22 protein-coding genes and 1 pseudogene are annotated in these 25918 nt (G+C 71.4%); 9 read left to right on the top strand and 14 right to left on the bottom strand.

Annotated features, from left to right (window positions below; translation table 11 throughout):
- Positions 1-13: 13 nt before the first annotated feature.
- The 3 genes from GT755_RS09255 to GT755_RS09245 all read left to right on the top strand — a co-directional run bounded on the left by GT755_RS09255 (position 14) and on the right by GT755_RS09245 (position 3274).
- The gene (locus GT755_RS09255) at positions 14-538 is read left to right on the top strand and encodes a CGNR zinc finger domain-containing protein (RefSeq protein WP_161479260.1); all 525 of its coding nucleotides are present in this window, start codon (positions 14-16) and stop codon (positions 536-538) included.
- Positions 539-590: 52 nt separating this feature from the next.
- On the top strand, positions 591-1637 hold the full coding sequence (locus GT755_RS09250; RefSeq protein ID WP_161479259.1) for a molybdopterin-dependent oxidoreductase: 1047 nt from the start codon (positions 591-593) through the stop codon (positions 1635-1637).
- Positions 1638-1843: 206 nt separating this feature from the next.
- Positions 1844-3274: a WS/DGAT/MGAT family O-acyltransferase gene (locus GT755_RS09245; protein WP_161479258.1), complete on the top strand. Its 1431-nt coding sequence runs from the start codon at positions 1844-1846 to the stop codon at positions 3272-3274.
- Positions 3275-3277: 3 nt separating this feature from the next.
- Here the strand turns inward: GT755_RS09245 and GT755_RS09240 are convergent, their stop codons facing one another.
- The 10 genes from GT755_RS09240 to GT755_RS09195 all read right to left on the bottom strand — a co-directional run bounded on the left by GT755_RS09240 (position 3278) and on the right by GT755_RS09195 (position 14471).
- A complete protein-coding gene (locus GT755_RS09240) occupies positions 3278-5551 on the bottom strand; it encodes an ABC transporter permease (RefSeq protein WP_161479257.1) in 2274 nt (757 codons plus the stop codon).
- A 41-nt stretch (positions 5552-5592) separates the two neighbouring features.
- Positions 5593-6159 carry a DUF998 domain-containing protein gene (locus GT755_RS09235; RefSeq protein ID WP_161479256.1) on the bottom strand — a complete coding sequence of 189 codons (567 nt, stop codon included), beginning with the start codon at positions 6157-6159 and terminating at the stop codon, positions 5593-5595.
- An 82-nt stretch (positions 6160-6241) separates the two neighbouring features.
- Positions 6242-6784, bottom strand: coding sequence for a TetR/AcrR family transcriptional regulator (locus GT755_RS09230; protein WP_161479255.1), 543 nt, complete (start codon positions 6782-6784; stop codon positions 6242-6244).
- Between the two features lie 125 nt (positions 6785-6909).
- Positions 6910-8520 carry a solute symporter family protein gene (locus GT755_RS09225; RefSeq protein ID WP_161479254.1) on the bottom strand — a complete coding sequence of 537 codons (1611 nt, stop codon included), beginning with the start codon at positions 8518-8520 and terminating at the stop codon, positions 6910-6912.
- Positions 8521-8850 carry a DUF485 domain-containing protein gene (locus GT755_RS09220; RefSeq protein ID WP_030454132.1) on the bottom strand — a complete coding sequence of 110 codons (330 nt, stop codon included), beginning with the start codon at positions 8848-8850 and terminating at the stop codon, positions 8521-8523. It abuts the gene before it with no gap.
- Positions 8851-9034: 184 nt separating this feature from the next.
- Positions 9035-10522, bottom strand: coding sequence for a sodium/solute symporter (locus GT755_RS09215; RefSeq protein ID WP_161479253.1), 1488 nt, complete (start codon positions 10520-10522; stop codon positions 9035-9037).
- Positions 10519-10974, bottom strand: coding sequence for a hypothetical protein (locus tag GT755_RS09210; RefSeq protein WP_202609777.1), 456 nt, complete (start codon positions 10972-10974; stop codon positions 10519-10521). Before GT755_RS09210 ends, GT755_RS09215 begins: the two co-directional genes overlap by 4 nt.
- Positions 10955-11707 (bottom strand): LytR/AlgR family response regulator transcription factor, encoded by a 753-nt coding sequence (locus tag GT755_RS09205; RefSeq protein WP_030454135.1) that lies wholly within the window; start codon positions 11705-11707, stop codon positions 10955-10957. The genes GT755_RS09210 and GT755_RS09205 overlap by 20 nt, the downstream gene beginning before the upstream one ends.
- A 234-nt stretch (positions 11708-11941) precedes the next feature.
- Positions 11942-13117: a sensor histidine kinase gene (locus GT755_RS09200; protein ID WP_161479252.1), complete on the bottom strand. Its 1176-nt coding sequence runs from the start codon at positions 13115-13117 to the stop codon at positions 11942-11944.
- A 10-nt stretch (positions 13118-13127) separates the two neighbouring features.
- Positions 13128-14471 carry a cation:dicarboxylate symporter family transporter gene (locus tag GT755_RS09195; protein WP_161479251.1) on the bottom strand — a complete coding sequence of 448 codons (1344 nt, stop codon included), beginning with the start codon at positions 14469-14471 and terminating at the stop codon, positions 13128-13130.
- 113 nt (positions 14472-14584) lie between these two features.
- Between GT755_RS09195 and GT755_RS09190 the strand changes: the two genes are divergently transcribed.
- Both GT755_RS09190 and GT755_RS09185 read left to right on the top strand, forming a co-directional pair.
- Entirely contained in the window at positions 14585-16156 is a 1572-nt protein-coding gene (locus tag GT755_RS09190) for a sensor histidine kinase (protein WP_161479250.1), read from the top strand.
- Positions 16153-16824 (top strand): response regulator, encoded by a 672-nt coding sequence (locus GT755_RS09185; protein ID WP_161479249.1) that lies wholly within the window; start codon positions 16153-16155, stop codon positions 16822-16824. The genes GT755_RS09190 and GT755_RS09185 overlap by 4 nt, the downstream gene beginning before the upstream one ends.
- On the opposite strand, the pseudogene GT755_RS09180 reads toward GT755_RS09185, so the two are convergent.
- The 3 genes and pseudogenes from GT755_RS09180 to GT755_RS09170 form a co-directional block, all read right to left on the bottom strand.
- Positions 16812-17225, bottom strand: a pseudogene (locus tag GT755_RS09180) (HIT family protein); the annotation flags it as partial. The gene GT755_RS09185 and the pseudogene GT755_RS09180 sit on opposite strands and share 13 nt — an antisense overlap.
- A gap of 19 nt (positions 17226-17244) precedes the next feature.
- Positions 17245-18399: an acyl-CoA dehydrogenase family protein gene (locus tag GT755_RS09175; protein WP_161479247.1), complete on the bottom strand. Its 1155-nt coding sequence runs from the start codon at positions 18397-18399 to the stop codon at positions 17245-17247.
- Positions 18396-18911: a MaoC family dehydratase gene (locus GT755_RS09170; protein WP_161479246.1), complete on the bottom strand. Its 516-nt coding sequence runs from the start codon at positions 18909-18911 to the stop codon at positions 18396-18398. The genes GT755_RS09175 and GT755_RS09170 overlap by 4 nt, the downstream gene beginning before the upstream one ends.
- A gap of 99 nt (positions 18912-19010) precedes the next feature.
- On the opposite strand from GT755_RS09170, the gene GT755_RS09165 reads away from it, so the two are divergent.
- From GT755_RS09165 to GT755_RS09155, 3 genes are read left to right on the top strand one after another with little or no spacing between them, the layout of a single operon-like run.
- A complete protein-coding gene (locus GT755_RS09165; RefSeq protein ID WP_235966207.1) occupies positions 19011-19946 on the top strand; it encodes an inorganic phosphate transporter in 936 nt (311 codons plus the stop codon).
- Complete coding sequence (locus GT755_RS09160) at positions 19943-20575, top strand: DUF47 domain-containing protein (protein WP_161479244.1); 633 nt, start codon at positions 19943-19945, stop codon at positions 20573-20575. Before GT755_RS09165 ends, GT755_RS09160 begins: the two co-directional genes overlap by 4 nt.
- A gap of 14 nt (positions 20576-20589) precedes the next feature.
- A complete protein-coding gene (locus GT755_RS09155) occupies positions 20590-22305 on the top strand; it encodes a hypothetical protein (protein ID WP_161479243.1) in 1716 nt (571 codons plus the stop codon).
- On the opposite strand, the gene GT755_RS09150 is transcribed toward GT755_RS09155, so the two are convergent.
- Positions 22306-22671, bottom strand: a complete 366-nt coding sequence (locus GT755_RS09150) for a hypothetical protein (protein WP_161479242.1) — start codon at positions 22669-22671, stop codon at positions 22306-22308. It lies immediately after the preceding gene.
- 189 nt (positions 22672-22860) lie between these two features.
- Between GT755_RS09150 and GT755_RS09145 the strand changes: the two genes are divergently transcribed.
- Positions 22861-25641, top strand: a complete 2781-nt coding sequence (locus tag GT755_RS09145) for a glycoside hydrolase family 48 protein (protein ID WP_161479241.1) — start codon at positions 22861-22863, stop codon at positions 25639-25641.
- Positions 25642-25918: the final 277 nt, after the last annotated feature.

Below are 25918 nucleotides of genomic sequence, written 5' to 3'. Positions count from 1 at the left end.
GAGGTTAGACCGAATGAAGGCGGCAGAACCCGACGAGGCGCTCCTCCTGGCCCTGCTGAACACCACCCCGACCGTCGGCGGAGAGGTGGACGACCGGCTCGCCGACCCGGCGGCGGCCCGCGCCTGGATCGTCGAGCACGCCGGCGACCAGCACGCCGACGAAGACCTCACGCTCCTGCGCTCGACCCGCGACACGCTGCAGGCGCTGGTCCACGGCCAGGCGGCCCCGGCGGCGCTCGCCCCGGCGCTCGACGGCGTCGGCTACCGGCCGGTCATCGGCGACACCGGCATCGAATGGCGGCTCTCGACGCCTCGCGAGCACACCCTGGCCGCCCGGGCCGCCGTCGCCTGGGACACCCTCCGGCGCACCGCCCCCGGCCGGGTCCGCCCGTGCGAGAACGCGGACGAGTGCACGCTCTTCCTCATCGACCACTCCAAGAGCAACAGCGCCCGATGGTGCTCGATGGCCGGTTGCGGCAACCGCATGAAGGCGCGCCGCCACTACGAACGCCGGAAGAACACCCGGACCAGCGGCTGACAGATTTGCCGCTTTCCTGGTAGGAAATACCTACAAGGGAAAGGGGTTCCTCATGGACCGGACGGCTCTGTGCACCCTGGGCGACATCCCGCCTCTCTCCGCCCACCGCGGCCCCATCGTCAAGCCACTCCCCGCCGACCTGTTCACCACCCGTGGCTCCAGCGCCGAGACCCGCTGGGAGGCCATGGCCGGCCAGGGCTACCACACCCCCAACGACCGCTTCTTCGTCGGCAACCACACCACCACCCCCTTCATCGACGCCCACTCCTGGCGGCTGCGCCTGCACGGCGACGGCCTCACGGGGCCGCGCGTGCTCACCTACGCCGACCTGCGCGGACTGCCCGCCCGCACGATGGACGTCGCCATCGAGTGCGCCGACAACGGCCGGTCGCTGTTCGGCCACCGGGACGACGGGTGGGGACTGGGCGGCATCGGGGTGGCCCGCTGGCGCGGCGCGCCGCTCCGGAGCGTGCTCGAACTCGCCGGGATCCGGCCCGACGCGGTCGACGTGCTGGCCACCGGCCTCGACGACCCGGTCGGCGACCGGGGGCACGTCCGGCATGTGGTCCCGCTCGCGAAGGCCCTCGACGACGTGCTGGTCGCGTACGAGATGAACGGCGTCACTCTCCCGCCCGACCACGGCTATCCGGCCCGGCTGGTGGTGCCGGGGTGGGTGGGGATCGCGTCGGTCAAGTGGCTCGGAGACGTCGAGGTGTCGACGCGGCCCCTGGACAACCCGTTCGGCACGGGCGTCACCACGCCGTCGGTGAAGAGCGCCTTCGAGCTGCCGCGACCCGCCCGGATTCCGTTCGGGCGGCGGCACGTCCTGCGCGGGCGCTCCTGGTCGGGCGCGGGCGCGATCGCGAAGATCGAGGTCAGCACCGACGGAGGCCGGTCGTGGCGGAAGGCCTTCCACCGCAGGGGAACCCGCGCCTGGACGCCGTGGCACCTGGAGTGGTGTCCGAGGGAGAAGGGCCCCGGCGTGCTGCTCGCCAGGGCGGTAGATCACAATGGGTACAGGCAGCCGGAATTCACTGCGTACGACAAGATGGGGTATTTGTTCGACGCCATCGTGGCGCACCCGGTGATCGTCGAGTAGCCAAGTGTTACCTTTACGGAAGGTTCGCTGGCTTTCGCGCAGCTCGGGGGGGTTCGCGAAGGGCTGGCCGCCTATGGGGGAAGTACGGGGAGACGATTCCGCGCTGCCAGAATCGCTCCTTGGAGACGTCTTGGTAACGCCCCGGTAACCGCTCCTCAGGAGGATGGGGGCGGAACCCGGCGGAGAACGACAGGGGGAGGTTGCCCATGGGCCAGCTCACGGCACTCGACGCGCAGTTCCTCAGCACGGAGTCCGACACGACGGTCACCCACGTCGCCGGTGTGGCCGTCCTCGACGGCAGCGTCACCCGCGACCGCCTGGTCGCGCTGTTGCGCGACCGGGTCCATCTCGCGCCGCCGCTGCGGATGCGGCTCGCCGACGTGCCCTTCGGGCTCGACCGGCCCTACTGGACCGAAGACGACGACTTCGACGTCGCCGACCACGTGCACGAGTCGACGCTGCGCCACGAAGACGAACTCGCCGTCCACGTGGCCCGCCTGCACGCCCGCAAGCTCGACCGGAGCCGCCCGCTCTGGGAGATGCACCTGATCCACGGCCTGGGCGAGGGCCGCGTCGCCGTCTACACCAAGGTCCACCACGCCGCCATCGACGGCGTGTCGGGCTCGGAGATCCTCGGCGCCTTCCTCGACCTCACGCCCGAGCAGCGGCAGGTCGAGCCGCCCTCGGCCGACACGCCGCGCGCCAAGGCGCCCAACCCGGCCGAGATGCTCGCCGAGGCGTTCGGCCGGCTGCTGACCCAGCCCGGCGACACGGTGCGGTCGCTGACCCGCGCGGTCGCCGACCTCGACGCCATGCCGGTCTCCGGCGGCCTGCCCGGCGCCCACCGCCTGGCCAGCGCCGCCCGCCGCCTGCTCGGCGAGAAGCCACTGCCGCCGCTGCCCTCGCTGGCCGCGCCGCGCACCCCGTTCAACGGCCCGATCACCCGCATGCGCACCTTCGCCTACGGGTCGATCGCGCTCAGCGATGTGAAGCACGTCGGCCGGACGTTCGGCATGAGCGTCAACGACGTCGTGATGACGGTCGTGTCGGGCGCGCTGCGGTCGTGGCTGGAGGAGCACGCCGCCCTGCCGGGCCAGCCCTTGGTGGCGGCGGTCCCGGTGGCGGTGCGCACCACCAAGGGGCACGAGACCATCGGCAACCAGATCTCCGCGATGATCACCCCGCTGGCCACCGACGTGGCCGACCCCGAGGAGCGCCTGTCGGCGGTCAGGGGCCTGATGGCCACCGCCAAGCGCCGCTTCGCGGTGTCGCGCACGAACTGGCTGAACGACCTGTGCTCCGTCCTGCCTGCCCCGATCGCCACCTTCGCGACGCCCCACCTGTTCCGGCTGGCCGGGAAGGTGACGCCCGGGGTGAACCTGATCGTGTCGAACGTGCCGGGCCCGCAGTTGCCGCTCTATCTGTGCGGGGCCCGGCTGCTGGCCTACTACCCGATGTCGGTACTGAGCGACGTGACGGGCGGGTTGTCCATCACGTGCCTGTCCTACGACGGCAGCCTCGACTTCGGCGTCGTCGCGTGCCCGGCCAGAGTGCCGGACGTATGGCGGATCATGGACCATCTGCGCGAGGCGATGGCCGAGCTCGTCAAGCTCGCCGACGCCACCGACCCCGAGTAGCACCTACTCCCCGCGCAGCACGTCGCCCGGCCGCGACCGGGCCACGCGGCGGGCGGGCCCGACCGCGAGCACGCCCCCGGCCAGCAGCGCGACCGGCACGGCGAGCCCGAGGGCCAGCGGGGCGAGCGGCGGCACGTACAAAAGCGGGGTGAGCCCGGCGACGGCCCGCCAGGCGGCGCGCCCCGCGGCCACCCCCAGCGGCACGCCCACCAGGAGACCGACGGCGGCGAGCGTGCCGACCTGAGTGAACACCATCGCGGCGCCTTGGCGCGGCGTCATGCCGATCGCGCGCAGGACGGCGACCGTGTGGCGGCGGCGTCTGGCCGCGGTGCCGAGCGCGTGGCCGACGGCGCCGACGGCGAGCAGCCCGAGGAACCCGGCGAGGACCGGCGGCAGGGCCTGCACGTTGCGGAGCCGGTCGAGGGCCCCGGGTTCCATCGGCGGCAGAGTCCCCGCGCCGAGCCGGGCCGACACCTCGGCCGGGTCGGCGCCGGGGCGCAGCGCGAGCAGGGTCTCACGGAACTTGAAGTAGCCGTTGGGGAACAGCCGGGCGTAGCCGTCGCCGCTCAGCCAGGCGCCGTCGGCGTAGCCGTTGTGCGGGTTCTCCGGGACGAACACGATCCCGGTCACCGTCAGGTCGGCCGTGGCGTAGGCCTTGACGGTCAGCGTGTCCCCCACGCCGGCGCCGATCGTGTGCGCCGAGTCGGGGGCCAGCGCGATCTCCCCCGGCCCGCTGGGCGGGCGGCCTTCAATCGCGACGAGGGGAAGCGATCCGGGGCGGGTGAAGACGGTGACCGGGGTGGAGCCGACGGTGACGACGCCGACCGTGGTCTCGGTCGCCGAGGCCACCGCGGGGTCGGCCGCCCACGCGCGGACCGAACCGGCCGGGATGACCTCGTCGCCGTCGAAGCCGGTCATGGCCCACAGCTGGAACGTCTGCCCGAACCGGGAGGGCGCGACGACGGCGTCGGCCGCCCCGGCCTGGAAGGTCAGCGCGGCCAGCACCCCGGCCGTGCCGGCCACGACCCCGGCGAGCACGGGGCGTACGGAGGCCGGCCGGCGTCCCGTGCCCGGTTCGAGGGCCAGCCGCACCCCCATGACGGCCGGGACCGGCAGGCCCATCCGATGGGCGGCCGCCGCCACGGCCGACCTGCGCGTCACGGCGGCCTCCCGCCCGGGTGACGGCCACGCGGCGAGGGCGGCGGTCACGGTCAGGACGGCCACCACGACGCCCGCGACCCCGGCGAGGACCGGCAGGTCGGCGTACACGCCGGGGGCCGGCTCCGCCGACGCCGCCGAGCCGATCGGGAAAAGGGGCGAGGCGGCGACCGCGAGCCCGGCGCCCAGCAGCGCACCGGCCCCCACCGACGCCGCGGGCCCGCAGACGGCGGCGGCCAGCGCCTGCCGGGGCCGCATGCCCAGGGTCCGCAGGACGCGCAGGTCGCCGGCCGAACCGGCGGCCTGGCGGGCCACCGCCTGGCCGAGGAGCGCGAGCGCGGTCACCAGCGCGGCCAGGGCGAGGGCGGCCAGAATGACCGCCTCGAACTCGTTCGCCTGGTCGACCTTGCCCAGGAGCCGGGTGAGGTCGCGGATCTCGATGTCGTTGCGGCCGGTCAGCGCGGCGAACGCACGCTGGAACTCCGGGATCGAGGCGGGTCCGCCGCTCAGCCGGACGATCGCGTTGTGGATGGCGTCCCCGGTCGTCCCTTCCAGGTCGGCGCGGTGGCGCTCGGCGAACGCCCGTGTCGTGGTGAACGCCGGGACCATCACGGCGAACGGGTAGCGGACCACCCCGACGATCGTGACCGGGTGCCGCGCCCGCGCCGATCCGGCGACCACCACGTCACCGACCCGCAGGCCGTTGGCCGTGAGGAAGTCCGTCGTCGCGACGGCCTCGTCGGCCCGGTCCTCGTCGGCGGCCCGGCCTGCCACGACCACGGCCCGCTCGACGGTGTGCAGAAGATCGCCGCCGGGCGCGACGTACTGGATGCCCGGCTCGGGCAGCCCCTCGAACCGGATGTCACTGATCAGGTACGTCGCCACGGCGACGACCCCCGGCAGCCGCCGGACGGCGTCCCAGTCGAACCCCGGCTGGTTGGGCTGGACGAGCACGGTCGCGGGCAGCGTGACGGCGCTGAGCCGGTCGACGGCCGAGGCCCCCCGGCGGGCGCCCGCGGCGGCGGCCGTCACCGCGGCCGAGCCCACCGCGACCAGCAGGGCGAGCGCCACCAGCGGGCGCAGGCGACGCCGCGCGTCCAGCCGGATCCACGTCCACATGGGGTCATCGCACCCCGCCGGCGGATCGGGCCGCCATGGGGTTAGCCCTCCGGCCGGAGTCTCCGCAGGCAGATCGCCGTGTACCAGATGGAGATCACGATGACTCCGGCGGTGAAGAGGAGGAGGCTCCAGCCCGCGCCGCCGGCCGCGGCCATCGCGCCGAAACTCGCGAAGAAGAAGACACCGCACAACGCCGAGGCGAGGGACCAGCCCCGGTCGCCCGCGTGCCGGTGGCGCCGGGCCAGGACCAGGGCCGCGACGGTGATGGCGGTGAAGCCGACGGCGCCGCAGACGAAGTGGAGGATGCCGGACGGGCTCACCTCGCCGCCCACCGGGTCGATCGTGAAGATGCCGGCGCCCATCAGGCTCAGGCCGTACAGGCAGAAGAGCGTTCTGACCAGACCGGTGAACGCGGTCGCGCCCGCGATGACGGCCAGGCCGGAGAGTTCGAGGGTGGTGACGTGGATCCAGCCGAGGTCGCCCAGGGACAGGGCGCTCCACGGGTGCGTCAGGGGGTCGAAGCCGTCGCGGAAGGCGATCTCGAGCAGGGAGACGACGACGTAGACGGGGCCGGCGAGAGCGCCGAGGAGCGGCATGAGTCGGTTCATGCCTACTCCTCGAACGGGGACGACGGTTTTCTACCGCCGCCCCGGAGAATTTCCCGGTGATGCCCGACGGACGGCTGTGGGTTCAGCCGAACAGCGCCGTCGCGATCAGGTCGGCCACCACGTCGGCGTCGATCGTGTGCCCCGTCAGGTGGGCGATGCTCTCCTGGTAGAGCAGCACCGCCGCGAACGTGGCCGCCGCCGCCTCCAGCCGCGCCGCGTCTCCCCGCCCGCCCGGCAGCGCCAGTTCGAGGGCGAACCGCGCCCGCCGGATGAGCTCGCTGTTCAACCCGTGAATACGGTCTTTGACCGATCGGTGGGTGTCGGCCTCGCGGAAGAGGATGCGCCGCATGGAGGGCGACGCGGTGAGCGGCAGACGCCGGGCCAGTGTGGAGAGCGCACGCGCGGGATCCCCCGGTTCGGGGTCCTCCTCGGTCACCAGGGTGCGTTCGTCGACCAGGGACACCAGCACGTCGATCTTGCGGGGGAAGTAGTGGAAGACGAGTCCTTTGGGCACCCCGGCGACCGCGGCGATCCGTGCGGTCGGGGTGGCGTCGTAGCCGCCGCCCGCGAACAGTTCCTCGGCGGCGTCGAGGATCCGGCTGCGCGCGTCCGATGGGCTGTCCACGCGCCGACCTTAACCGCTGTCCGTACCGCCCCGACATGCCGGAAAAGGGACACCAGCCTTCCAAGCGAGAAGCCCCCGGGGGCGGGTCCCGGGGGCTTCTCTCTGGAGGGGTTACTGGGTGGCGATCAGTGGGTGGACGCCTTCTCGGCGCCGACGCCGGTAAGGGAGCGGACCTCCATCTCGGCGTACTTCGACTCGTTGTACTCCTTGCTCATCCGCGTGGCGATGTAGCCGCACAGGAAGCCGATCGGGATCGAGAACAGGCCCGGGTTCTCCATTGGGAACCAGTGGAAGTCCATGTCCTTGATCAGCGAGGTCGGGCGGCCCGACACGACCGGCGAGAAGATCACCAGGACCAGGGCGGAGACCAGACCGCCGTAGATCGAGGCGACCGCGCCGGCGGTGTTGAACCTCTTCCAGAACAGGCTGTAGAGGATCGCGGGCAGGTTGCCCGAGGCCGCGATGGCGAAGGCCAGGGCGACCAGGAACGCCACGTTTTGCGCCTGGGCCAGGATGCCCAGCCCGATCGCGACCGCACCGATGACGAAGGCCGAGACGCGGGCGACCAGGATCTCCTGCTTCTCCGTGACGTTGCCGCGCTTGAAGACGTGCGCGTAGAGGTCGTGGGCGAAGCTGGAGGAGCTGGCGAGGGTCAGACCGGCGACCACCGCCAGGATCGTGGCGAAGGCCACGGCCGCGATGATGGCCAGCAGGATCGTGCCGCCGACGTCGCCGAAGATGGCCTCGCCGATCGCCAGCGCGAGCTGGGGCGCCGCCGTGTTGCCGGCCGCGTTCTCGGCCCGGATCGCCTCGCTGCCGACCATGGCCGCCGCGCCGAAGCCCAGGACCAGGGTGAGCAGGTAGAAGGTGCCGATGATGCCGATGCCCCACAGGACCGACTTCCGGGCGTCCTTGGCGGTGGGCACGGTGTAGAAGCGGATCAGGATGTGCGGCAGACCGGCGGTGCCGAGAACCAGGGCAAGGCCCAAGCTGATCAGGTCGAACTTGCCCCAGATGCCCTGGGCCTCGGTGGCGTAGCGCAGGTTCGGCTCAAGGAAGGCCGCGCCCTTGCCGCTCTGCGCGGCGGCCTCGCCGAGCAGGCCGGAGACGTTGAAGCCGTACTTGCCGAGGACCAGCAGGGTGACCAGGGTCGCGCCGCCCATCAACAGGACGGCCTTGACGATCTGGACCCAGGTCGTGCCCTTCATGCCGCCGACGACGACGTACACGATCATCAGGATGCCGACGCCGACGATGGTCAGCGCCTTGCCGGAGTCGGAGGTGATGCCGAGCAGCAGGCCGACCAGCGCGCCCGCGCCGACCATCTGCGCGAGCAGGTAGAAGATCGAGACCACGATCGTCGAGACGCCGGCCGCGGTGCGGACCGGGCGCGGGCTCATCCGGAAGGCGAGCACGTCGGCCATCGTGTACTTGCCGGAGTTCCGCATCAGCTCGGCGACCAGCAGCAGCGCGACCAGCCACGCCACCAGGAAGCCGATGGAGTAGAGGAAGCCGTCGTATCCGTAGAGGGCGATGAGGCCCGCGATGCCGAGGAACGAGGCGGCCGACATGTAGTCGCCGCCGATGGCCAGGCCGTTCTGCGCCGCGCTGAAGGCGCGCCCGCCCGCGTAGTAGTCGGCGGCGGTCTTGTTCTGCCGGCTGGCCCAGAAGGTGATCGCCAGCGTCCCGATGACGAACAGCAGGAACAGGACGGTGGCGAGTGTCGTGTGGCTCATTTACCTGTCCGCCTTCTCGATCTCACCGCGCAGCTCGTCGGCCAGGGGGTCGAGCTTGGCCGCCGAATGGCGCGAGTAGGCCCACGAAATGTAGAAGGTGGACACGAACTGGAGCAGTCCGAAGATCAACGCGACGTTGATGTTGCCCAGCACCTTGATGGCCATGAAGTCGCGCGCGAACGCCGACAACACGACGTACAGGAGGTACCAGACCAAGAAGGCGACCGTCATCGGGAACGCCCACGAGCGGTAGCGGCGGCGCAGCTCCTGGAACCGGTCCGTCGCCCTTATCTGCTCATATACCGAGGAGTCATGTTGCTCCGTCGTCACGAGACCTCCCACGCTGTGATCTGGATCACCCACACGGTAGGAGTGGACGCTACCCCGGGAGGAGATACGGAGACCCGTCCTTCGCCGAGCAGACGGGCAAAGGCGCTCAATGTTGTACGGCTTGCGCCGAATGGTCCGCTATCCGCGACGAACGGCACCCTTTTCGGCCGGCCTCAACAGTCCGTTATGACGACCGTGGACGCCAATCGCCCCGGTCCACGTCAAGTGTCTCGGGTGTGTGGAGACGTACCATCGTGCGTGCCACGTTCGGCGGCGTCCGCCCGGGGGTGAGCAGCGAGACGACGACCATGACGGAGAACGAGATCGGCACCGTCCAGGCGGCCGGCTGGGCCAGCAGCGCCCCGGCCCAGCCGCCGTGGGGCCCGCCGACGACGGTGACCAGCCCGGCCACCGCGGCCAGCCCGCCCCCGGCGAGCAGCCCGGCGATCGCCCCCGACGTGGTCAGCCTCCGCCACCAGATGCCGAGCACGAGCAGCGGGCAGAACGACGAGGCGGCGACGGCGAACGCGAGCCCGACGACGTCGGCGACCGGCAGCGCCCGTGCGACGACGGCCAGCCCGAACGGCACCGCGACCCCGATGACCGTGGCGACCCGGAACGACCGCACGCCGTCGGTGAACCGCAGGATGTCCTGCCCGAGCACGCCCGCCACCGACACCGCCAGCCCCGACGACGTCGACAGGAACGCCGCGAACGCCCCGCCGGTGACCAGCGCGGTCAGCAGCTCCCCCGCGACCCCGGGCACCAGGTGCCCCGGCAGGGCCAGCACGACGGAGTCGGGCCCGTCGAGCGACAGGGAGTAGACCCGGCCGAGATAGCCGTAGATCGACGGCAGCAGGTAGAAGGCGCCCAGCAGCGACAACACCACCAGCGTCGTGCGCCGCGCGGCCCGCCCGTCGGGGTTGGTGTAGAACCGCACGAGCACGTGCGGCAGCCCCATGGTGCCCAGGAACGTGGCCAGGATGAGCGAGTACGTCGCGTAGACCGGATGCTCGCGCCCGTGCAGCGGCAGCGCCCACGGGTCGCCCGCCTGGAGCCCTGGAGCGCCGTCGGCCCGCCAGGCCAGCAGCATGAACACCAGCGGCACGGCCAGCGCGGTCAGCTTCAGCCAGTACTGGAACGCCTGCACGAACGTGATCGACTTCATCCCGCCCGAGAGCACGTTCACCGCCACCACCCCGGCGACCAGCAGCCCGCCCGCCCACGCGGGCGCCCCGGTGATCGCCCGGAACACCATCCCGGCGCTCTGGAACTGCGGCATCAGGTAGAGCCACCCGATGAGCACGACGAGCACGCTCGACACCCGCCGCACGGCCATCGACTCCAGCCGCGCCTCGGCGAAGTCGGGCAGCGTGTAGGCCCCCGACCGCCGCAGCGGCGCCGACACCAGCACCAGCAGCACGAGGTAGCCGCCGGTCCACCCGACGGGCAACCACAACATGTCGGCGCCGTAGGTGAGGATGAGCCCGGCGATGCCCAGGAACGAGGCCGCCGACAGGTACTCCCCGCCGATCGCCGAGGCGTTCCACAACGGGGTGACGGTCCGCGAGGCGACGTAGAAGTCGGAGGTGGTCCGCGACACCCGGACGCCGAACGCCCCGATGAGGACCGCCGCGAGCACCACGAGCACGATCGCGACGAGCGAGCTCAATCGCCCTCCACCAGCTCGGCGAACCGCCGTTCGTTGCGCTCGGCCGCCCGGACGTACAACCAGGCCCCGACGACGAACGCCGGATAGATGAGCCCGGCGAGCACCAGCCACGGCAGCGGCAGCCCGAGGACGACCACCTCCCGCATCGACGGGACCAGCATGAACAGTAAGGGCAGCCCGCCGATGACGCAGGCCAGCAGCGTGCAGACGAACAGGGCCAGGCGGAGCTGGGTGCGGATGAGCGACCGCATGTAGACCTCGCCGAGCCGCGTCTGCTCGTCGATCTCCCGCGTGGCGGGGTAACGCGGTCGGCGGGCGGCGCTCGTGCGGGGGCTCGTCACCGTCTCGCGGCGCGGTCTGCTCGGGTCCGGGTCGTCTCCGGCGCGCGGCTGGCGGGCCGGCGTGCGGCGGCGGCGCTGGGCCGGGGGCGGGTCACTGCTCCGGCTTGGCACGGCGGGCCCGTCGAACCAGCAGATCACGGAGTTCACGCGTGTGGCGGCGGCTGACCGGGATCTCGGTGTCGCCGATGCGCACCACGCAGCGGCCCGAGTCGATGTGCAGCTCGTCGATGTGCTTGACCGCGACCAGGTGGCTGCGGTGCACCCGCAGGAAACCCGCCGAGGCCCAGCGTTCTTCGAGGGCGGCGAGCGGGATGCGGACCAGATGGCTGCCGGTCGCGGTGTGGAGGCGGGCGTAGTCGCCGCGGGCCTCCACGTAACGCACCTCGGTCGAGGCGACGAACCGGGTGACGCCGCCGAGTTCGACCGGGATGGTGTCGCTGGTCTCGGGCTCGGTGTAGGACTCGCTCCCGGCGCAGACCCGGCGGATCGCCTCGGCCAGGCGGTCGGGGCGCACCGGCTTGAGCAGGTAGTCCTCGGCCTTCAGCTCGAAGGCGTCGACGGCGTGGTCCTCGTAGGCGGTGACGAAGACGACCTTCGGGGGCCGCGAGAACTGGGTGAGCAGCCGGCCGAGCACCACGCCGTCGAGCCCGCGCATGCGGATGTCGAGGAAGACCGCGTCGATCGGCCGCCCGTCGGCCATGGCGCGGTCGAGGAGCTTCAGCGCGGCGGCGCCGTCGCGGGCGGTCTGCACCTCGCCGATGCGGGGGTCGGCGCGCAGGAGATAGGCGAGGTCTTCGAGCGCAGGCTGCTCGTCGTCCACAGCCAGCACCCGCAACCCGCTCACGTCCTACCCCTTCCCTTGATGAGTCCCTAGAGCGTGATAAATCGCCATTTGGAAGTCAACGCTCGTTCGGAATCGTTAACTACGAAGCTCTTCCGTTACGGCTCCGCCCACCCCGGCGCCGACGCCCGCCCCCGGCCCGCGCCGCACCCGGCGCCGACCGCCCGCGCCCGGAACGCCCGGCGACGAGCGATCTGTGGCCATCAGGTGTGGCCGCGTTCCACGCCATGCCACCGGCTATCGGACCGTCACCCCCGGCCGGTACTTGGGCATCCGCATGCTGACCTTCGTGCCCGCGCCCTTGCCGGTCTCCACGACCAGACCGAACTCGTCGCCGTAGACCTGCCGGAGCCGTTCGTCGACGTTGGCGAGGCCCACTCCCGTCGCCCGCTCCTCCCCCGCGAGCACCCGCCGCAGGTGCTCCGGGTCCATGCCGAGCCCGTCGTCCTCGACGGTGATGGAGCACTCCGACCCGGCGTCCTCGGCCACGATCGAGATGCGGCCCACCCCGGGCTTGCTCTCCAGCCCGTGCCTGACCGCGTTCTCGACGAGCGGCTGGATGCACAGGAACGGCACCGCCACGGCCAGCACCTCGGGCGCGATGCGCAGGGTGACCTGGAGCTGGTCGCCGAACCGGGCCCGCTCCAGGGTGAGGTAGCGGTCGATCGAGCGCAGTTCCTCGGCCAGGGTGGTGAAGTCGCCGTGCCGCCGGAACGAGTAGCGGGTGAAGTCGGCGAAGTCGATCAGAAGCTCCCGGGCCCGTTCGGGGTCGGTGCGCACGAACGAGGCGATGGTCGTGAGGGAGTTGTAGATGAAGTGGGGCGAGATCTGCGCCCGGAGGGCACGTACCTCCGCCTCCATGAGCAGGGTGCGCGACCGGTCGAGCTCGGCGAGTTCGAGCTGGGAGTCCACCCACCGCGCGACCTCCTGCACGGCCCGCACCAGCCCGGCCGAGGTGTGGTCGCCGTAGGCGGCCAGCGAGCCGACCACCCGGTCGTCGGTGGTGAGCGGGACGACCACCGCGTGCCTGATCGGGCACTCGGGCTGCGTGCAGGAGAGCTGGAGCACCTGGATGCGGCCGTCCTTGAGGGTGCTCCTGGCGTGGTCGAAGGCCTCGCGGGCGTGGTGGTCGCCGGTCCCGTCGTAGACGAGCAACTCCTCGGCGTTGGTGATCGCTATCGCCGGCGAGCCGAGGAGTTGCCGCAGGTGACGTGAGGCCTTCAGGACGCCCGCCTGGGTGAGCCCGGCGCGGAGCGGGGGCGCGGCGAGGCTGGCGGTGTGCAGGGTCTCGAACGTGGCCCGCTCGGCCGGTCCGCTGCCGAGTTCACGCCGTCCACTCAGCACGCGCCACAACACGACCGCCGGTACGCCGACCAGGGCTGCGACCACCAGGACGGCGACCAGGGGCTCCACGTCGCGGAGCCTACCGGACCGATTCGGGAACCTTGTCTTCTGAGACGGTTTCGTGCTCCTCGTCCAGCAGCGTGGTCTCGTCGAACGGGTCGCGGCCCGACAGCACCTCCTGGGCGCGCTCCCGGTCGAACTCGCCGGTCCAGCTTCCGATCACGACGGTCGCCACCGCGTTGCCGGCGAAGTTGGTCAGCGCGCGGGCCTCGGACATGAAGCGGTCGATGCCGACGATGAGGCCGACGCCGTCGACCAGCTCGGGCCGGTGCGACTGGAGGCCGGAGGCGAGGGTGGCCAGGCCCGCGCCGGTGACCCCGGCCGCGCCCTTGGACGCGATCATCATGAAGACCAGCAGCGAGACCTGCTCGCCGAACGACAGCGGGGCCCCGGTCGCGCTGGCCACGAAGAGGGTGGCCATCGTCAGGTAGATCGCGGTCCCGTCGAGGTTGAAGGAGTAGCCGGTCGGCACGGTGATGCCGACGACCGGGCGGCTCACGCCGAGGTGCTCCATCTTGGCGATCAGCCGCGGCAGCGCCGACTCCGACGACGAGGTCGACAGGATCAGCAGGAACTCGCGCCGCAGGTAGGAGAACAGCGAGAGCACGTTGACGCGGGCCACCAGGTGCAGCAGCGGGCCGAGGACGACGAACACGAACAGCAGGCAGGTCGCGTAGAAGCTGAGCATGATGACGCCGAGGCTGGTGAGGGCGTCGACGCCGGTGGCGCCGACCACCGCCGCCATCGCGCCGAACGCGCCGACCGGCGCGGCCCACATGATCATGGCCAGGATGCGGAAGACGAGCCGCTGGATGTGCTCGACGCCGGTGAGGATGGGCGTCGCGCGCGGCCCCATCGCCTGGAGCGCGAACCCGGCGAGCAGCGCGACCAGCAGCGTCTGGAGCACCGAGCCCTCGGTGAACGCCGAGACGAGCGTGGCCGGGATGATGCCGAGCAGGAACGCCGTGGTGTCGCTCTCGCCGCCCTTGGCGGCCTCGGCCGCGGCGGCCTCCCTCGCGGAGTCGGTAAGCTGCAGCCCCTGACCGGGGTCGACCAGGTTCCCCACGACCAGGCCGATCGCGAGCGCCACGGTCGACATGACCAGGAAGTAACCGAGGGCGAGCCCGCCGACCCGGCCGACCTTGGCCGCTTTGGCCACCGAGCCGATGCCGAGCACGATGGTGCAGAAGATGATCGGGCTGATCATCATCTTGATCAGCGCCACGAACGCGGTGCCCAGCGGCTTCAGCGCCACCCCGAGGTCGGGGGCGAGGAAGCCGACGGCGACACCGGCGACGGCCGCCACGATGACGGCGAGGTAGAGGTAGCGGGTCTTGTCGCGCCTCACCTGGGGTTCGGACATCAGGTTCACTCTCCCTGGGGGGTGTCGGTGGGGCGACTATCTGCCCGGGGAGTGACCTGGGTCACTATTGCGTACATTTCGTTCACCGGACCGAGTCAGAAGGGGTGAGGCCGATGCGGCGGTGGAGCCTCGCGCGGCAGATGCTCGTGCTGCAGATCGTCGTCGTGGTGGCGACCGTTGCGGCCGGCACCGTGATGGCCGTGCTCCAGACCCGTGAGCTGGTCGCGGAGGACGCGACGGCGGTGACCCACGCGGTCGCGGTGAGCGTGGCGTCGGCGCCGTCGGTGCTGGCGGCGCTGGAGGAGCCCGACCCGACGGCCCTGCTCCAGCCCTACGCCGAGAAGGTGCGGGCCGAGACCGGGGTCAACTTCATCACGATCATGACTCCGGCCGGCATCCGCTACACCCACCCGACCCGCGAGGAGATCGGCAAGCCCTACCTGGGCACCATCGCCCCCGCTCTGGCCGGACGGCCCTACAGCGAGACCTACACCGGCACGCTGGGCCCGTCGATCCGCACCATCACCCCCGTCGAGGACGCCGCAGGGCGGGTCAGGGCGCTGGTGAGCGCCGGTATAACGGTGGAGAACATCGGCGGGCGGCTGCGCGAGCAGTTGGAGGCCGGCGTGCTCGCGGGCCTGCTCGGGCTCGCGGCCGGAACCGCGGGCACCTATCTGGCCGGCCGCCGCCTCCGCCGCCACACCCACGACCTGGGAACCCACGAGCTGACCCGCATGTACGAGTACCACGAGGCGATCCTGCACGCCGTCCGCGAAGGCCTGCTGCTGGTCGACGGCCGGGGCGTGCTCACACTGTGCAACGACGGCGCCCGCGAGCTGCTCGGCCTCCCCGCCGACGCCGAGGGCCTGGGCATCACCGAGCTGGGCCTGCCGCCCTCCCTCACCGAGCTGCTGTCCTCAGGCGGAGACCGGACCGACGAGATCCACCTGACCGGCGACCGGGTGCTGCTGGTCAGCGTCGCCGCCGTACGCTCGGGCTCCCGTTCCCTCGGCACGGTCGTCACGCTGCGCGACCACACCGAACTGCAGGACGTGACGGGCCGGCTCGACGCCGAACGCGGCTTCGCCGACGCCCTCCGCTCGGCCGCCCACGAGGCGGCCAACCGCCTCCACACGGTGATCAGCCTGGTCGAGCTGGGCCGCCCGGAGCAGGCGGTGGCCTTCGCGACCGAGGAGCTCCGGGCGGCCCAGGAGCTCACCGACCGGGTGGTCGCGGCGGTCCGCGAACCGGTCCTGGCGGCGCTGCTGCTCGGCAAGTCGGCCCAGGCGGCCGAGCGCGGCGTGGAGTTGTCGATCAGCCCCGAGAGCGACCTCGACGACATCGGCCTCGACCCCCACGACCTGGTGGCCGTCCTGGGGAACCTCATCGACAACGCGGTCGACGCCGCCAAGTCGGGCATGCCCCCGGCGCGGGTGGAGGTGCACGTGGGCACGTCCGGCCCGGTGTGCGAGATCCGGGTCGCCGACAGCGGCCCCGGCCTCGACCCGGCCCGCGTGGAGCAGGCCTACCAGCGCGGCTGGACGACCAAGGGCGACGGCCGGGGCCTCGGCCTGCCCCTGGCGGCCCAGGCGGTGCGGCGGCTGGGCGGCACGATCGACGTCTCCGCCGACCAGGGCGCGGTCTTCACCGTCCGCCTGCCCCTGCCCGAGAGGACGCCGTCGTGATCTCGGTGCTCGTGGTCGAGGACGAGGAGATCACCGCCGAGGCCAACCGCGTCTACGTGGAGCGCATCCCCGGCTTCGAGGTCGCCGGGGTGGTCAGGTCGGGCGGCGAGGCGCTGCGTTTCCTCCGGCGGCGGCCGGTCGACCTGGTGCTGCTCGACCTCTACCTGCCCGACATGCACGGCCTGGAGGTGTGCCGGGCCATCCGGGGCGCGGGCGTCCTGTGCGACGTCATCGTCATCACCTCGGCCCGCGACCTGTCGATGGTCCGGTCGGCGGTGTCGGCGGGCGTGGCCCAGTACGTCCTGAAGCCGTTCACCTTCGCCGCGCTCAACGAGAAACTGCGGCAGTACGCGAGGTTCCGCTCGACGGTCGACGCCCCGGGTGAGGCCAGCGGCCAGGGCGAGGTCGACGACATGCTCGCCGCCCTGCGCGGCCCGGCCCGCTCCCACCTGCCGAAGGGCCTGACCCAGCCGACGCTGGAGGCGGTGGTGGCCGAGCTGCGGAGCGCGGCGGGCGGCCTGTCGGCGACGGCGGTCGCGGCCTCGGTCGGCGTCTCACGGGTGACCGCCCGCCGCTACCTGGAGCACCTCACCGAGAGCGGCGTCGCCCGCCGACTGCCCCAATACGGCGGGATCGGCCGGCCCGAGCTGGTCTATCAGCTCATCTGAGCGCGGATCTTGGCGGCGTACTCGCGCGCCTCCTCGTCGGAGGCGTATTTGGTGCGCGGCCAGAAGAAGCCCTTGAGACCGTCTTTCGGGTTCCGCGGCACGACGTGGGTGTGCAGATGCGCGACCGACTGCGAGACGACGTTGTTGAGCGCGACGAAGCTGCCCTTGGCGTCGAGCCCGGTCATGACGGCCCGGGTGAGGGCCTGGACCCGCTCGAAGTAGGGGCCGACCTCGTCGAGATCGAGCAGGGTGACGACGTGGGTCTTCGGCACGACCAGGACGTGGCCTTTGAAGACGGGGCGATGGTCGAGGAAGGCGAACACGACGTCGTCGTCGTAGACCGCGACGGTCTCGGTCTCCCCGGCGATCATCGCGCAGAACAGGCAGTCACTCACCTTCGCGACCCTAGTTGACGTCCGGCTACCAGCCGACCTTCAGCGCACCCTTCAGCAGGGCTCGGGCGATGACCATCCGCTGGACGTCGTTCGTGCCTTCGCCGATGGCCATCAGCGGCGCGTCGCGGTAGAGGCGTTCGAGCACGAACTCCTGCGAGTACCCGTACCCCCCGTGCACCCGCATCGCCTCCATCGTCGTGGTCAGCGCCGTCTCGGAGGCGAAGTACTTGGCCATGGCCGCCTCGCCGGTCACCGCGCCCTGCTCCGACCGGGTCGCCGCCCAGTACGTCATCAGCCGGGCGGCCTGGATCTCGGTCGCCATGTCGGCGAGCTTGAGCTGGATCGCCTGGAACTCGGAGATGGGCTGCCCGAAGGCCGTGCGCTCCTTCGAGTAGGCCAGCGCGGCGTCGTAGGCGCACTGGGCCACCCCGACCGCGCGGGCCGCGATGTTGATCCGCCCGAGTTCGAGCGCCGCGAGCACCTGCTGCATGCCCCGGCCCTCGGCCCCGCCCAGCAGCCGCCCGGCCGGGACCCTGACCTCGTCCAGGACGACCTCGCACGTCTCGGTGCCCTTGTAGCCGAGTTTCGGCAGGTCGCGGCTGACCTGGAGGTCGTCCTGGTCGACCAGGAGGACGGACATGCCCCGGTGCGCCGGGGTCTCCGCCGACGTCTTCACCAACACGGGCAGCGGGTCGGCGTGCCGGGCGTTGGTGATCCACGTCTTGGTGCCGGTGACCACGTAGTGGTCGCCGTCCCTGACGGCGCGGGTGGTGATGCCCTGGAGGTCGGTCCCGGCGCCGGGCTCGGTCAGCGCGATGCCGGTACGCCGCTCGCCCGACGCCCACCCCGGCAGGAACTCCTCCTTCTGCTCCGCGGTCCCGTAACGGGCCACCATCCACGTCGCGAGCGAGTGGGAGCCGAGGATGCCGGCCACGCCCATCCAGCCGCGCGCGATCTCCTCGAAGACGAGGGCGAAGGACACCCGGTCGAGGTCGAGGCCCCCGTACACCTCCGGAACCGTCATGCCGAAGAGGCCGAGTTCCCTGAACGACTCGACGATCTCGGCCGGGTAGCGGCCCGAGCGTTCCCACTCGGCCGCGACCGGGACGATCTCGGCGTCGACGAAGGCGCGCAGCGTCTGCCGGAAGAGCCGCTGGTCGTCGGTGAGGTCGAAGTTCATGCCAGCGGGCCGTTCTTCGCGACGGGGAAGAAGCCCTTGTCGTGGGGGGCGTCGCGTTTGTAGACCATGACGGAGCGCCGCCACGACATGACCTCGTCGCCGTCCTGGTTCAGGCCGCGGGTGCGGCAGGTGACGATGCCGGCGTAGGGGCGCGACCGCGACTCGCGCACGGCCTCGACCAGCGACTCGGCGTAGAGGGTGTCGCCGATGAAGACGGGGTGGGTGAGCCGGATCTCGTCCCAGCCGAGGTTCATCGAGGCGTTCTGGCTGACGTCGATCACCGACAGGCCGAGCACGATCGCGACCGACAGCCCCGAGTTCACGATGATCTTCCCGACCGGGGCCCTGGCGGCGAAGTGGGCGTTGAAGTGGTTCTGGTTGGTGTTCATCGTCAGCAGGGTGAACCAGGTGTTGTCCGCCTCGGAGATCGTGCGCCCGAGGGGGTGCTGGAACACGTCGCCGACGACGTAATCCTCGTAGTAACGGCCGAGATGGGCTGCGTGTACGGTCACTCCCCTATCGTCCCCAGATCGTCTCCCGAGTGATCACCCCGTCGGCCGGGAATGTCTTGGTAAACAAATGGTGAACAAAAGGCAAACGAGGGGAGATTGTTGTCCGCCTCACTGGCTGTTCTCGCCGGAGTGTTCGCGGTGGTCTCGGGGGTCAATGACGGAGGCGCCCTGCTGGGCGCCGGGCTCCGGGTCCCGGGGGTGCGCCCGCTGGTGGCGCTGTTCGTCCTGGTCGCCGCGGTCGCGGCGGTCCCGATGGTGACGTCGCGGGTGGCCGCGACCTTCACGACCCGGCTGGCGTCGCTGCCGGGCGCCGCCGGGCAGGTCGCGATGACCGTCGCGGTGGTCTGCGCGCTCGTCGTCGTGCTGGCCCTCAGCAGTAGGGGGTGGCCGACCAGCCTCACCCTGGCCATCGTCGGAGGGCTGACCGGCGCGGCCGTCGGGCTCGGGCTGCCCGTCTCGGCGGGCGCGGTCGGCCTGGTCCTGGTCGCGGGGGTCGCGGCGCCCTTCGTCGGGGCCACGGTGGCGGTGCTGGCCAGCCGCGTGGTGTCGGGGCTGGGCCGGGCGCAGTCGCTGCCGCGGCTCCACTGGGGCGGGTTCGCGGTGCAGTGCCTCGCGTACGCCGCCAACGACGGCCAGAAGATGCTGGCCGTCTTCCTCGTCGGGCTCGGGGTGGGCGGCGCACCTCCCCTGGTCTGCCTGCTGGTCGCGGCGCTGTTCGCCGTCGGCGCCGTCTACGGGCTGCCGCGCGCCGGGCGGACCCTCAGCCGGCAGTTGCTGCCCGCGCGTCCGCTCCATGCCGTGGCCGCGGGGCTGGGCAGCGGCCTGTCGGTGATCGGCTGCGCGGCGGCCGGGGCGCCGGTGAGCATGACGCAGGCCATCGCGGGCGGTTTCGTCGGGGCGGGGGTGGCCGACAGCGTCCGGCGGGTGCGGTGGGCGGCGACGTCGAAGATCGTGCTCGCCTGGACGCTGACCCTGCCGGTCAGCGGCCTGCTCGGCCTGACGGCCGGGCTGATGATCAAGGGGGTGGCGGGGTGAGACGGCTCCGGCGGGTGTTCGGCATGATGCGGGGCCGCATGGACACCACCCTGGCCGACGCGCTCATCGGCCAGCTCGACGCGACCCGGGAGGGCGCGTGGCTGGCCATCGCGATGAGCGGCGGCGAGATCGGCCGCACCAAGGCCCACCAGGCGATGCGCGAGATCGAGCACCGCGGCGACACCTGCCGCGCCCGCCTGGTCGCCGAGCTCGCCGGTGCCCTGGTCACCCCGATCGACCGGGAGGACCTGTTCCGGTTGTCGCGGTCGATCGACGACATCCTCGACTCGCTGCGCGACTTCGTCCGGGAGTCCCACCTCTACCGGGTGCGCGGTCGCCAGCGGTTCGCGCCGATGCTCGACCAGGTGATCGTGGGCGTCGACGCGCTGGAGAAGTCGGTCCGCGACCTGGCCACCCGCTCCTCGGCGGTCGGCCACGACGCCCTGGAGGCCAAGAAGGCCGGCGGCACGATCCGGCGGATGTACCAGTACGAGATCGCCCGCATCCTCTCCTCGGACGTCACCGCCGAGGCGCTGCGCGAACGCGAGCTGGTCCGCCGCCTGGAGATCGTGGGCACCGCGATCGGCGAGGCCGCCGACGCCATCGCCGACGGCGCGATGAAGCGGTGACTACAGTCGGGGCCATGCGAAGATCACTCCCCTTCCGGCGCCTCACACCGGCGGAGAAGCGACTCGTCGCCGCCTACCCGACGGGCGAATGGGTCGACGTCCGCCCCGACCGCGTCACCCGCCCCAGGGACGCGTCCCCGCCCGACGACGACCAGACCACCGACCATGAGGAGAACCGGCGAGCCGGGCGGGTCCGAGAGGCTTGGGCCCGGCTGAGCGAAAACAGGCGAGCCGAAGTGAACGGCGACAGACCGGCCCGCCGGGTCCGCGAGGCCTGGGCCTACGTGAACCGGAACGGTCCGGCCGATCGCGAGCGGGTCGTGCGGGCCGAGGTGATCCGGGCGCTGCTGCTCGGCGCCCGGCCCGGCCTGCCCGGCCAGGTGGCCGCGATCCGGCTCATCGGCGCCCGGGTGGTGGGCGATCTCGACCTGGCGGGGGCCGAGCTGACCACCACGCTCCACCTGATCGAGTGCCAGGTGGGCGGGGTGATCGACCTGGTCGAGGCGCAGACCAGGGCGCTGCGCCTCCGCGACTGCGACCTGCTGCGATTACGGGCCGGGCGGGTGCGGGTCGACGGTGTGCTCGACATCGGCGGCTGCGTCGTCCACGACGGCATCCGGCTCGACAACGCCCACGTCAGCGGGCAGTTGCGGATGTCGGGCTGCGAGATCGGCAGCCCGGCCCACTGGACGCTGAAGGAGGCGGGCTGGGCCGGCGCCCGCTACAGCGGCGACCCCCGCGAACAGGAGCAGCAGCACACCGCGCTCTGGGCGGGCGGCCTGGTGGTGGAGGGCGGCGCGTTCCTGCGCGGGATGACGGTGACCGGCGGCCTGCGCCTGCACGGCGCCCGGTTCAACGGCGGGTTGTGGCTGCAACACACCGAGATCACGGCGACCGGCCGCTACGCCGTCCACGGCGACTACCTGCAGGCGACGGTCGTGAACATGGGTTCAGGGTTCTCCGCCAAGGGTGAGATCAGTCTGCGTGGCGGTCGAATCAGCGGCACCCTCTCGCTCGACGGAGCGACGCTGAGATCCGAGGAGCTGGCGGTTCACACCCGCCACCTCGATGTCGGTGAGTTCCTGCTCACCCCCGAGTCGATCGAGGGCGGGGTCGATCTCGGATACACCCGGGTCGGGCTGCTCGCCGACCGTCCGGAGAGCTACCCGGGCGCGGTGCGGCTCAACGGGCTCGTGTACGAATCCCTCCGCAGCCCCGCGACGCTGCGCGACCGCCTGTCGTGGCTGACCAGGCACCCCGACGGCTACCGCCCGCAACCCTACGAGCAGCTGGCCGCCTACTACCGCCGGATCGGGCACGAGCACGACTCCCGGCGGGTCCTGCTGGCCAAACAGCGGGCCCGGCGGCGCACGCTGACCGTGGCCGGACGCGCCTGGGGCGTGTTGCTGGACGCCGTCGTCGGCTACGGCTTCCGTCCCTGGCTGGCCGCGGCCTGGTTGTCGGCCGTGCTCACGGCGGGGACGGTCGTCTTCTCCCTGGTTCCCCCGGTCCAGATCGGACTGGACGAACGTCCCCGCCACTTCAACCCTTTCGTCTACACCCTCGACCATCTGGTGCCGGTGAGCCTGTTCGAGCAGCGGGCCGCCTGGGAGCCCACCGGCTGGACGATCTGGGTGGCCAACGCGCTCATCGCATCGGGCTGGATCCTGGCCACCGCGCTCATCGCGGGCGGCACCCGCGTGCTGCGCCCGGCGAGCACGGCACCCTGATCACCTCTTGCGGCGCAACATCCGGCGGAACACCAGCAGCGCGGCGACCCCCGCCGCGACCGCCAGCATCGGGCGCTTCTTCGCCTCGGCGGTCAGCCGGTCGGTGGCGTCCTTGAACTGCGCGGGCGTGACTTCGGCCGCCTTGGCCGACACGGTCTCCCCGGCACCCCTGACCTTGTCCTTCACGACGTCGGGGATGTGCTGGTCCATGGTGGCGACCGCCTTCTGGGCGGCCTCGCGGACCTCGGGCATCTTCTCCTCGACGGTCGCGGCGACCTTGGCGGCGGTCTCGTGGAACGCCCCTTCGATCTTGGCGGCGGCCGTCTTCGCGGCGTCGGTCATCTCGTTCACTCTGTCGTTGGCCATGCGCGCGCGACTACCCGCAGGTGACGGCCTCACACGTGACGCCTGAGGAGGTGAAAGTTTCACCTCCGCGCAGGTGAAAGAGCGGCGAATCCGCACGTCGATTGACAGGGATTCGGGCGATCCGGGCATGCTACCGGTGGGAGCGCTCCCATCCCCCTGTGTCCCTGAGAGCTTGGAGACCCCCCGACAATGGCGATACGTGCTTATCGCAAACGCACCCTGTGGGCGGCCGCGCTGGCCGTCTGCACGGCCGCCGTCACATTGGTCGCACAACCGGCCTCCGCCGCCGTGACCTGCGACGTGACGTACGTGACGAACGACTGGACGACCAGCCCCGGCAACGGCGGCTTCACCGCGAACATCACGGTGCGGAACACCGGCGACGCCCTGAGCAGCTGGAACCTGGGCTTCACCTTCCCCAACTCCGGCCAGCGCGTCCAGCAGGGCTGGTCGGCGAACTGGACCCAGTCGGGCGCCAACGTCACCGCCACCAACATGCCGTGGAACGGCTCGCTGGCGAGCGGCGCGACCCTCTCCCTGGGCTTCAACGGGACCTGGAGCGGCAGCAACCCCAAGCCGACGTCCTTCCGGGTGAACAACGTGGTCTGCGGCGGCAGCCCCTCGCCGTCCCCGTCCCCGTCGCCCTCTCCCTCGCCCTCCCCGAGTCCTTCCCCCAGTCCTTCACCCAGCCCCTCGCCGTCTCCGTCGCCGAGCCCGTCGCCGAGCCCGTCGCCGCAGCCGGACGGGTTCGTCCGCGTCGCGCCGACGTCGGTGCTGGTCGCCGAGGGCGGTTCGGCCACGGCGGCGGTGTCGTTGTCGCTGCAGCCGACCTCGAACGTCACGGTCACCGTGTCGAAGCAGAGCGGCGGTGACGCCGACCTGACCGCGGCGCCCACGACGCTGACCTTCACGCCGGCCAACTGGAACGTCACGCAGAACGTCACGGTGAGCGCCGCGCAGGACGCCGACTCGACCAGCGGCACCGCCCGGTTCAACCTGTCGACGAGCGGGGGCGGGGTCTTCTACTTCTCCTCGGCCCTGGACGCCACCGAGGCCGACGACGACGGGACCACCCCGGGCAACGAGTACATCCAGCGCTTCACCACGCTCTACAACAAGATCCACGACCCGGCGAACGGCTACTTCTCGCCAGAAGGCGTGCCCTACCACTCGGTCGAGACCTTCATGGTCGAGGCGCCCGACCACGGGCACGAGACCACCTCCGAGGCCTACAGCTACTACCTGTGGCTGGAAGCGGTCTACGGCCAGGTGACCGGCGACTGGTCCAAGTTCAACACCGCGTGGGCGTCGATGGAGAGGTACATCATCCCCTCCACGCAGGACCAGCCGACCAACTCCTTCTACAACGCCAACTCCCCGGCCACCTACGCCGGTGAGTTCGACGACATCAGCTCCTACCCGTCGCAGATCAACTCGGGCGTCTCCGTGGGCACCGACCCGATCGCGGCCGAGCTGCGGACGGCGTACAACACCAGCGACATCTACGGCATGCACTGGCTGCTGGACGTCGACAACACCTACGGCTTCGGCCGCTGCGGCGACGGCACGACCAAGCCGGCGTACATCAACACCTACCAGCGCGGCCCCGAGGAGTCGGTCTTCGAGACCATCCCGCAGCCCTCGTGCGACACCTTCGCGCACGGTGGCCGCAACGGCTTCCTCGACCTGTTCATCAAGGACAGCAGCTACGCCCGCCAGTGGAAGTACACCAACGCCCCCGACGCCGACGCCCGCGCCGTGCAGGTGGCCTACTACGCCAACGAGTGGGCCAAGGCCCAGGGCAAGCAGTCGCAGATCGCCTCGACCGTGGCCAAGGCCGCGAAGATGGGCGACTACCTGCGCTACGCGATGTACGACAAGTACTTCAAGCAGCCCGGCTGCACCAGCACCTCGTGCCCGGCCGGTACCGGCAAGAACAGCGCCAGCTACCTGCTGAGCTGGTACTACGCGTGGGGCGGCGCGACCGACTCGTCGGCCGGATGGGCCTGGCGCATCGGTTCGTCGCACAACCACGGCGGCTACCAGAACCCGCTCGCGGCCTGGGCCCTGTCGACCCAGTCGGACCTGCGTCCGCGCAGCACCACCGGCGCCTCGGACTGGGCGACCTCGCTCACCCGCCAGCTCCAGTTCTACAAGTGGCTGCAGTCGGACGAGGGCGCCATCGCCGGCGGCGCGACCAACTCGTGGCAGGGTCACTACGCCATCCCGCCGTCGAACCTGCCCAAGTTCCACGGCATGACCTACGACTGGCAGCCGGTCTACCACGACCCGCCGTCGAACCAGTGGTTCGGCTTCCAGGCGTGGTCGATGGAGCGCGTGGCCTCGTTGTACTACGCCAGCGGCAACGCCGACGCCAAGACGATCCTCGACAAGTGGGTCGCCTGGGCGATGGCGAACACGACCATCAACGCCAACGGGACCTACCAGATCCCGTCGACGCTGCGCTGGTCCGGCGCGCCCGCCGGTAACTGGAGCTCCACCACCGGCATGCCCCCGGCCAACCCGGGCCTGCACGTCACCGTGGCCGACCACACCACCGACGTGGGCGTCGCAGGTTCGTACGCGAAGGTCCTCATGTACTACGCCGCCCGCGCGAACCACACGGGCGCGAAGAACATGGCCAAGGCGCTGCTGGACGGCGTCTGGCTCAACCAGGACGCCAAGGGCGTCTCGGTGCCGGAGACCAAGGCCGACTACAACCGCATCGACGACCCGGTCTACGTGCCCGCGGGCTGGACCGGCACCATGCCGAACGGCGACGCGATCAACTCCAGCTCGACCTTCATCTCGATCCGGTCGTTCTACAAGAACGACCCCGACTGGCCGAAGGTGAAGGCCTACCTGGACGGGACCGGCCCGGCCCCGACCTTCAACTACCACCGCTTCTGGGCCCAGGTCGACGTAGCCGTCGCCATGGGCGAGTTCGGCCGCCTCTTCCCGAACGGCTGATCCCCGAAGACGGGGGCGTGGCGGTGCCGGACCCGCCGTCACGCCCCTGAAGAACACCCATGAGGAGCCCTCTCCGGAGGGCTCCTTCCCTTTTGCGCGGGCCCCGAAGTGAAACATTCAGACGACGGAAGCCCAGGTCAAGGGCCTGGCCGGGGCCCCTTGATTGACATCTCAACCGTCGTCCACGAAATTCGCCTTGGGAGCGCTCCCACGCCCCAGATGGCGAGGGGCGCGACAGCGCCTGACCCGCTGCCGCGCCCCCGACACCCCCCTCCGT

The sequence above is a fragment of the Herbidospora solisilvae genome (assembly GCF_009901565.1).
Taxonomy (GTDB): domain Bacteria; phylum Actinomycetota; class Actinomycetes; order Streptosporangiales; family Streptosporangiaceae; genus Herbidospora; species Herbidospora solisilvae.
The sequence above is the reverse complement of the archived record's forward strand: the minus strand, read 5'-3'. Positions and strand labels throughout refer to the sequence as shown.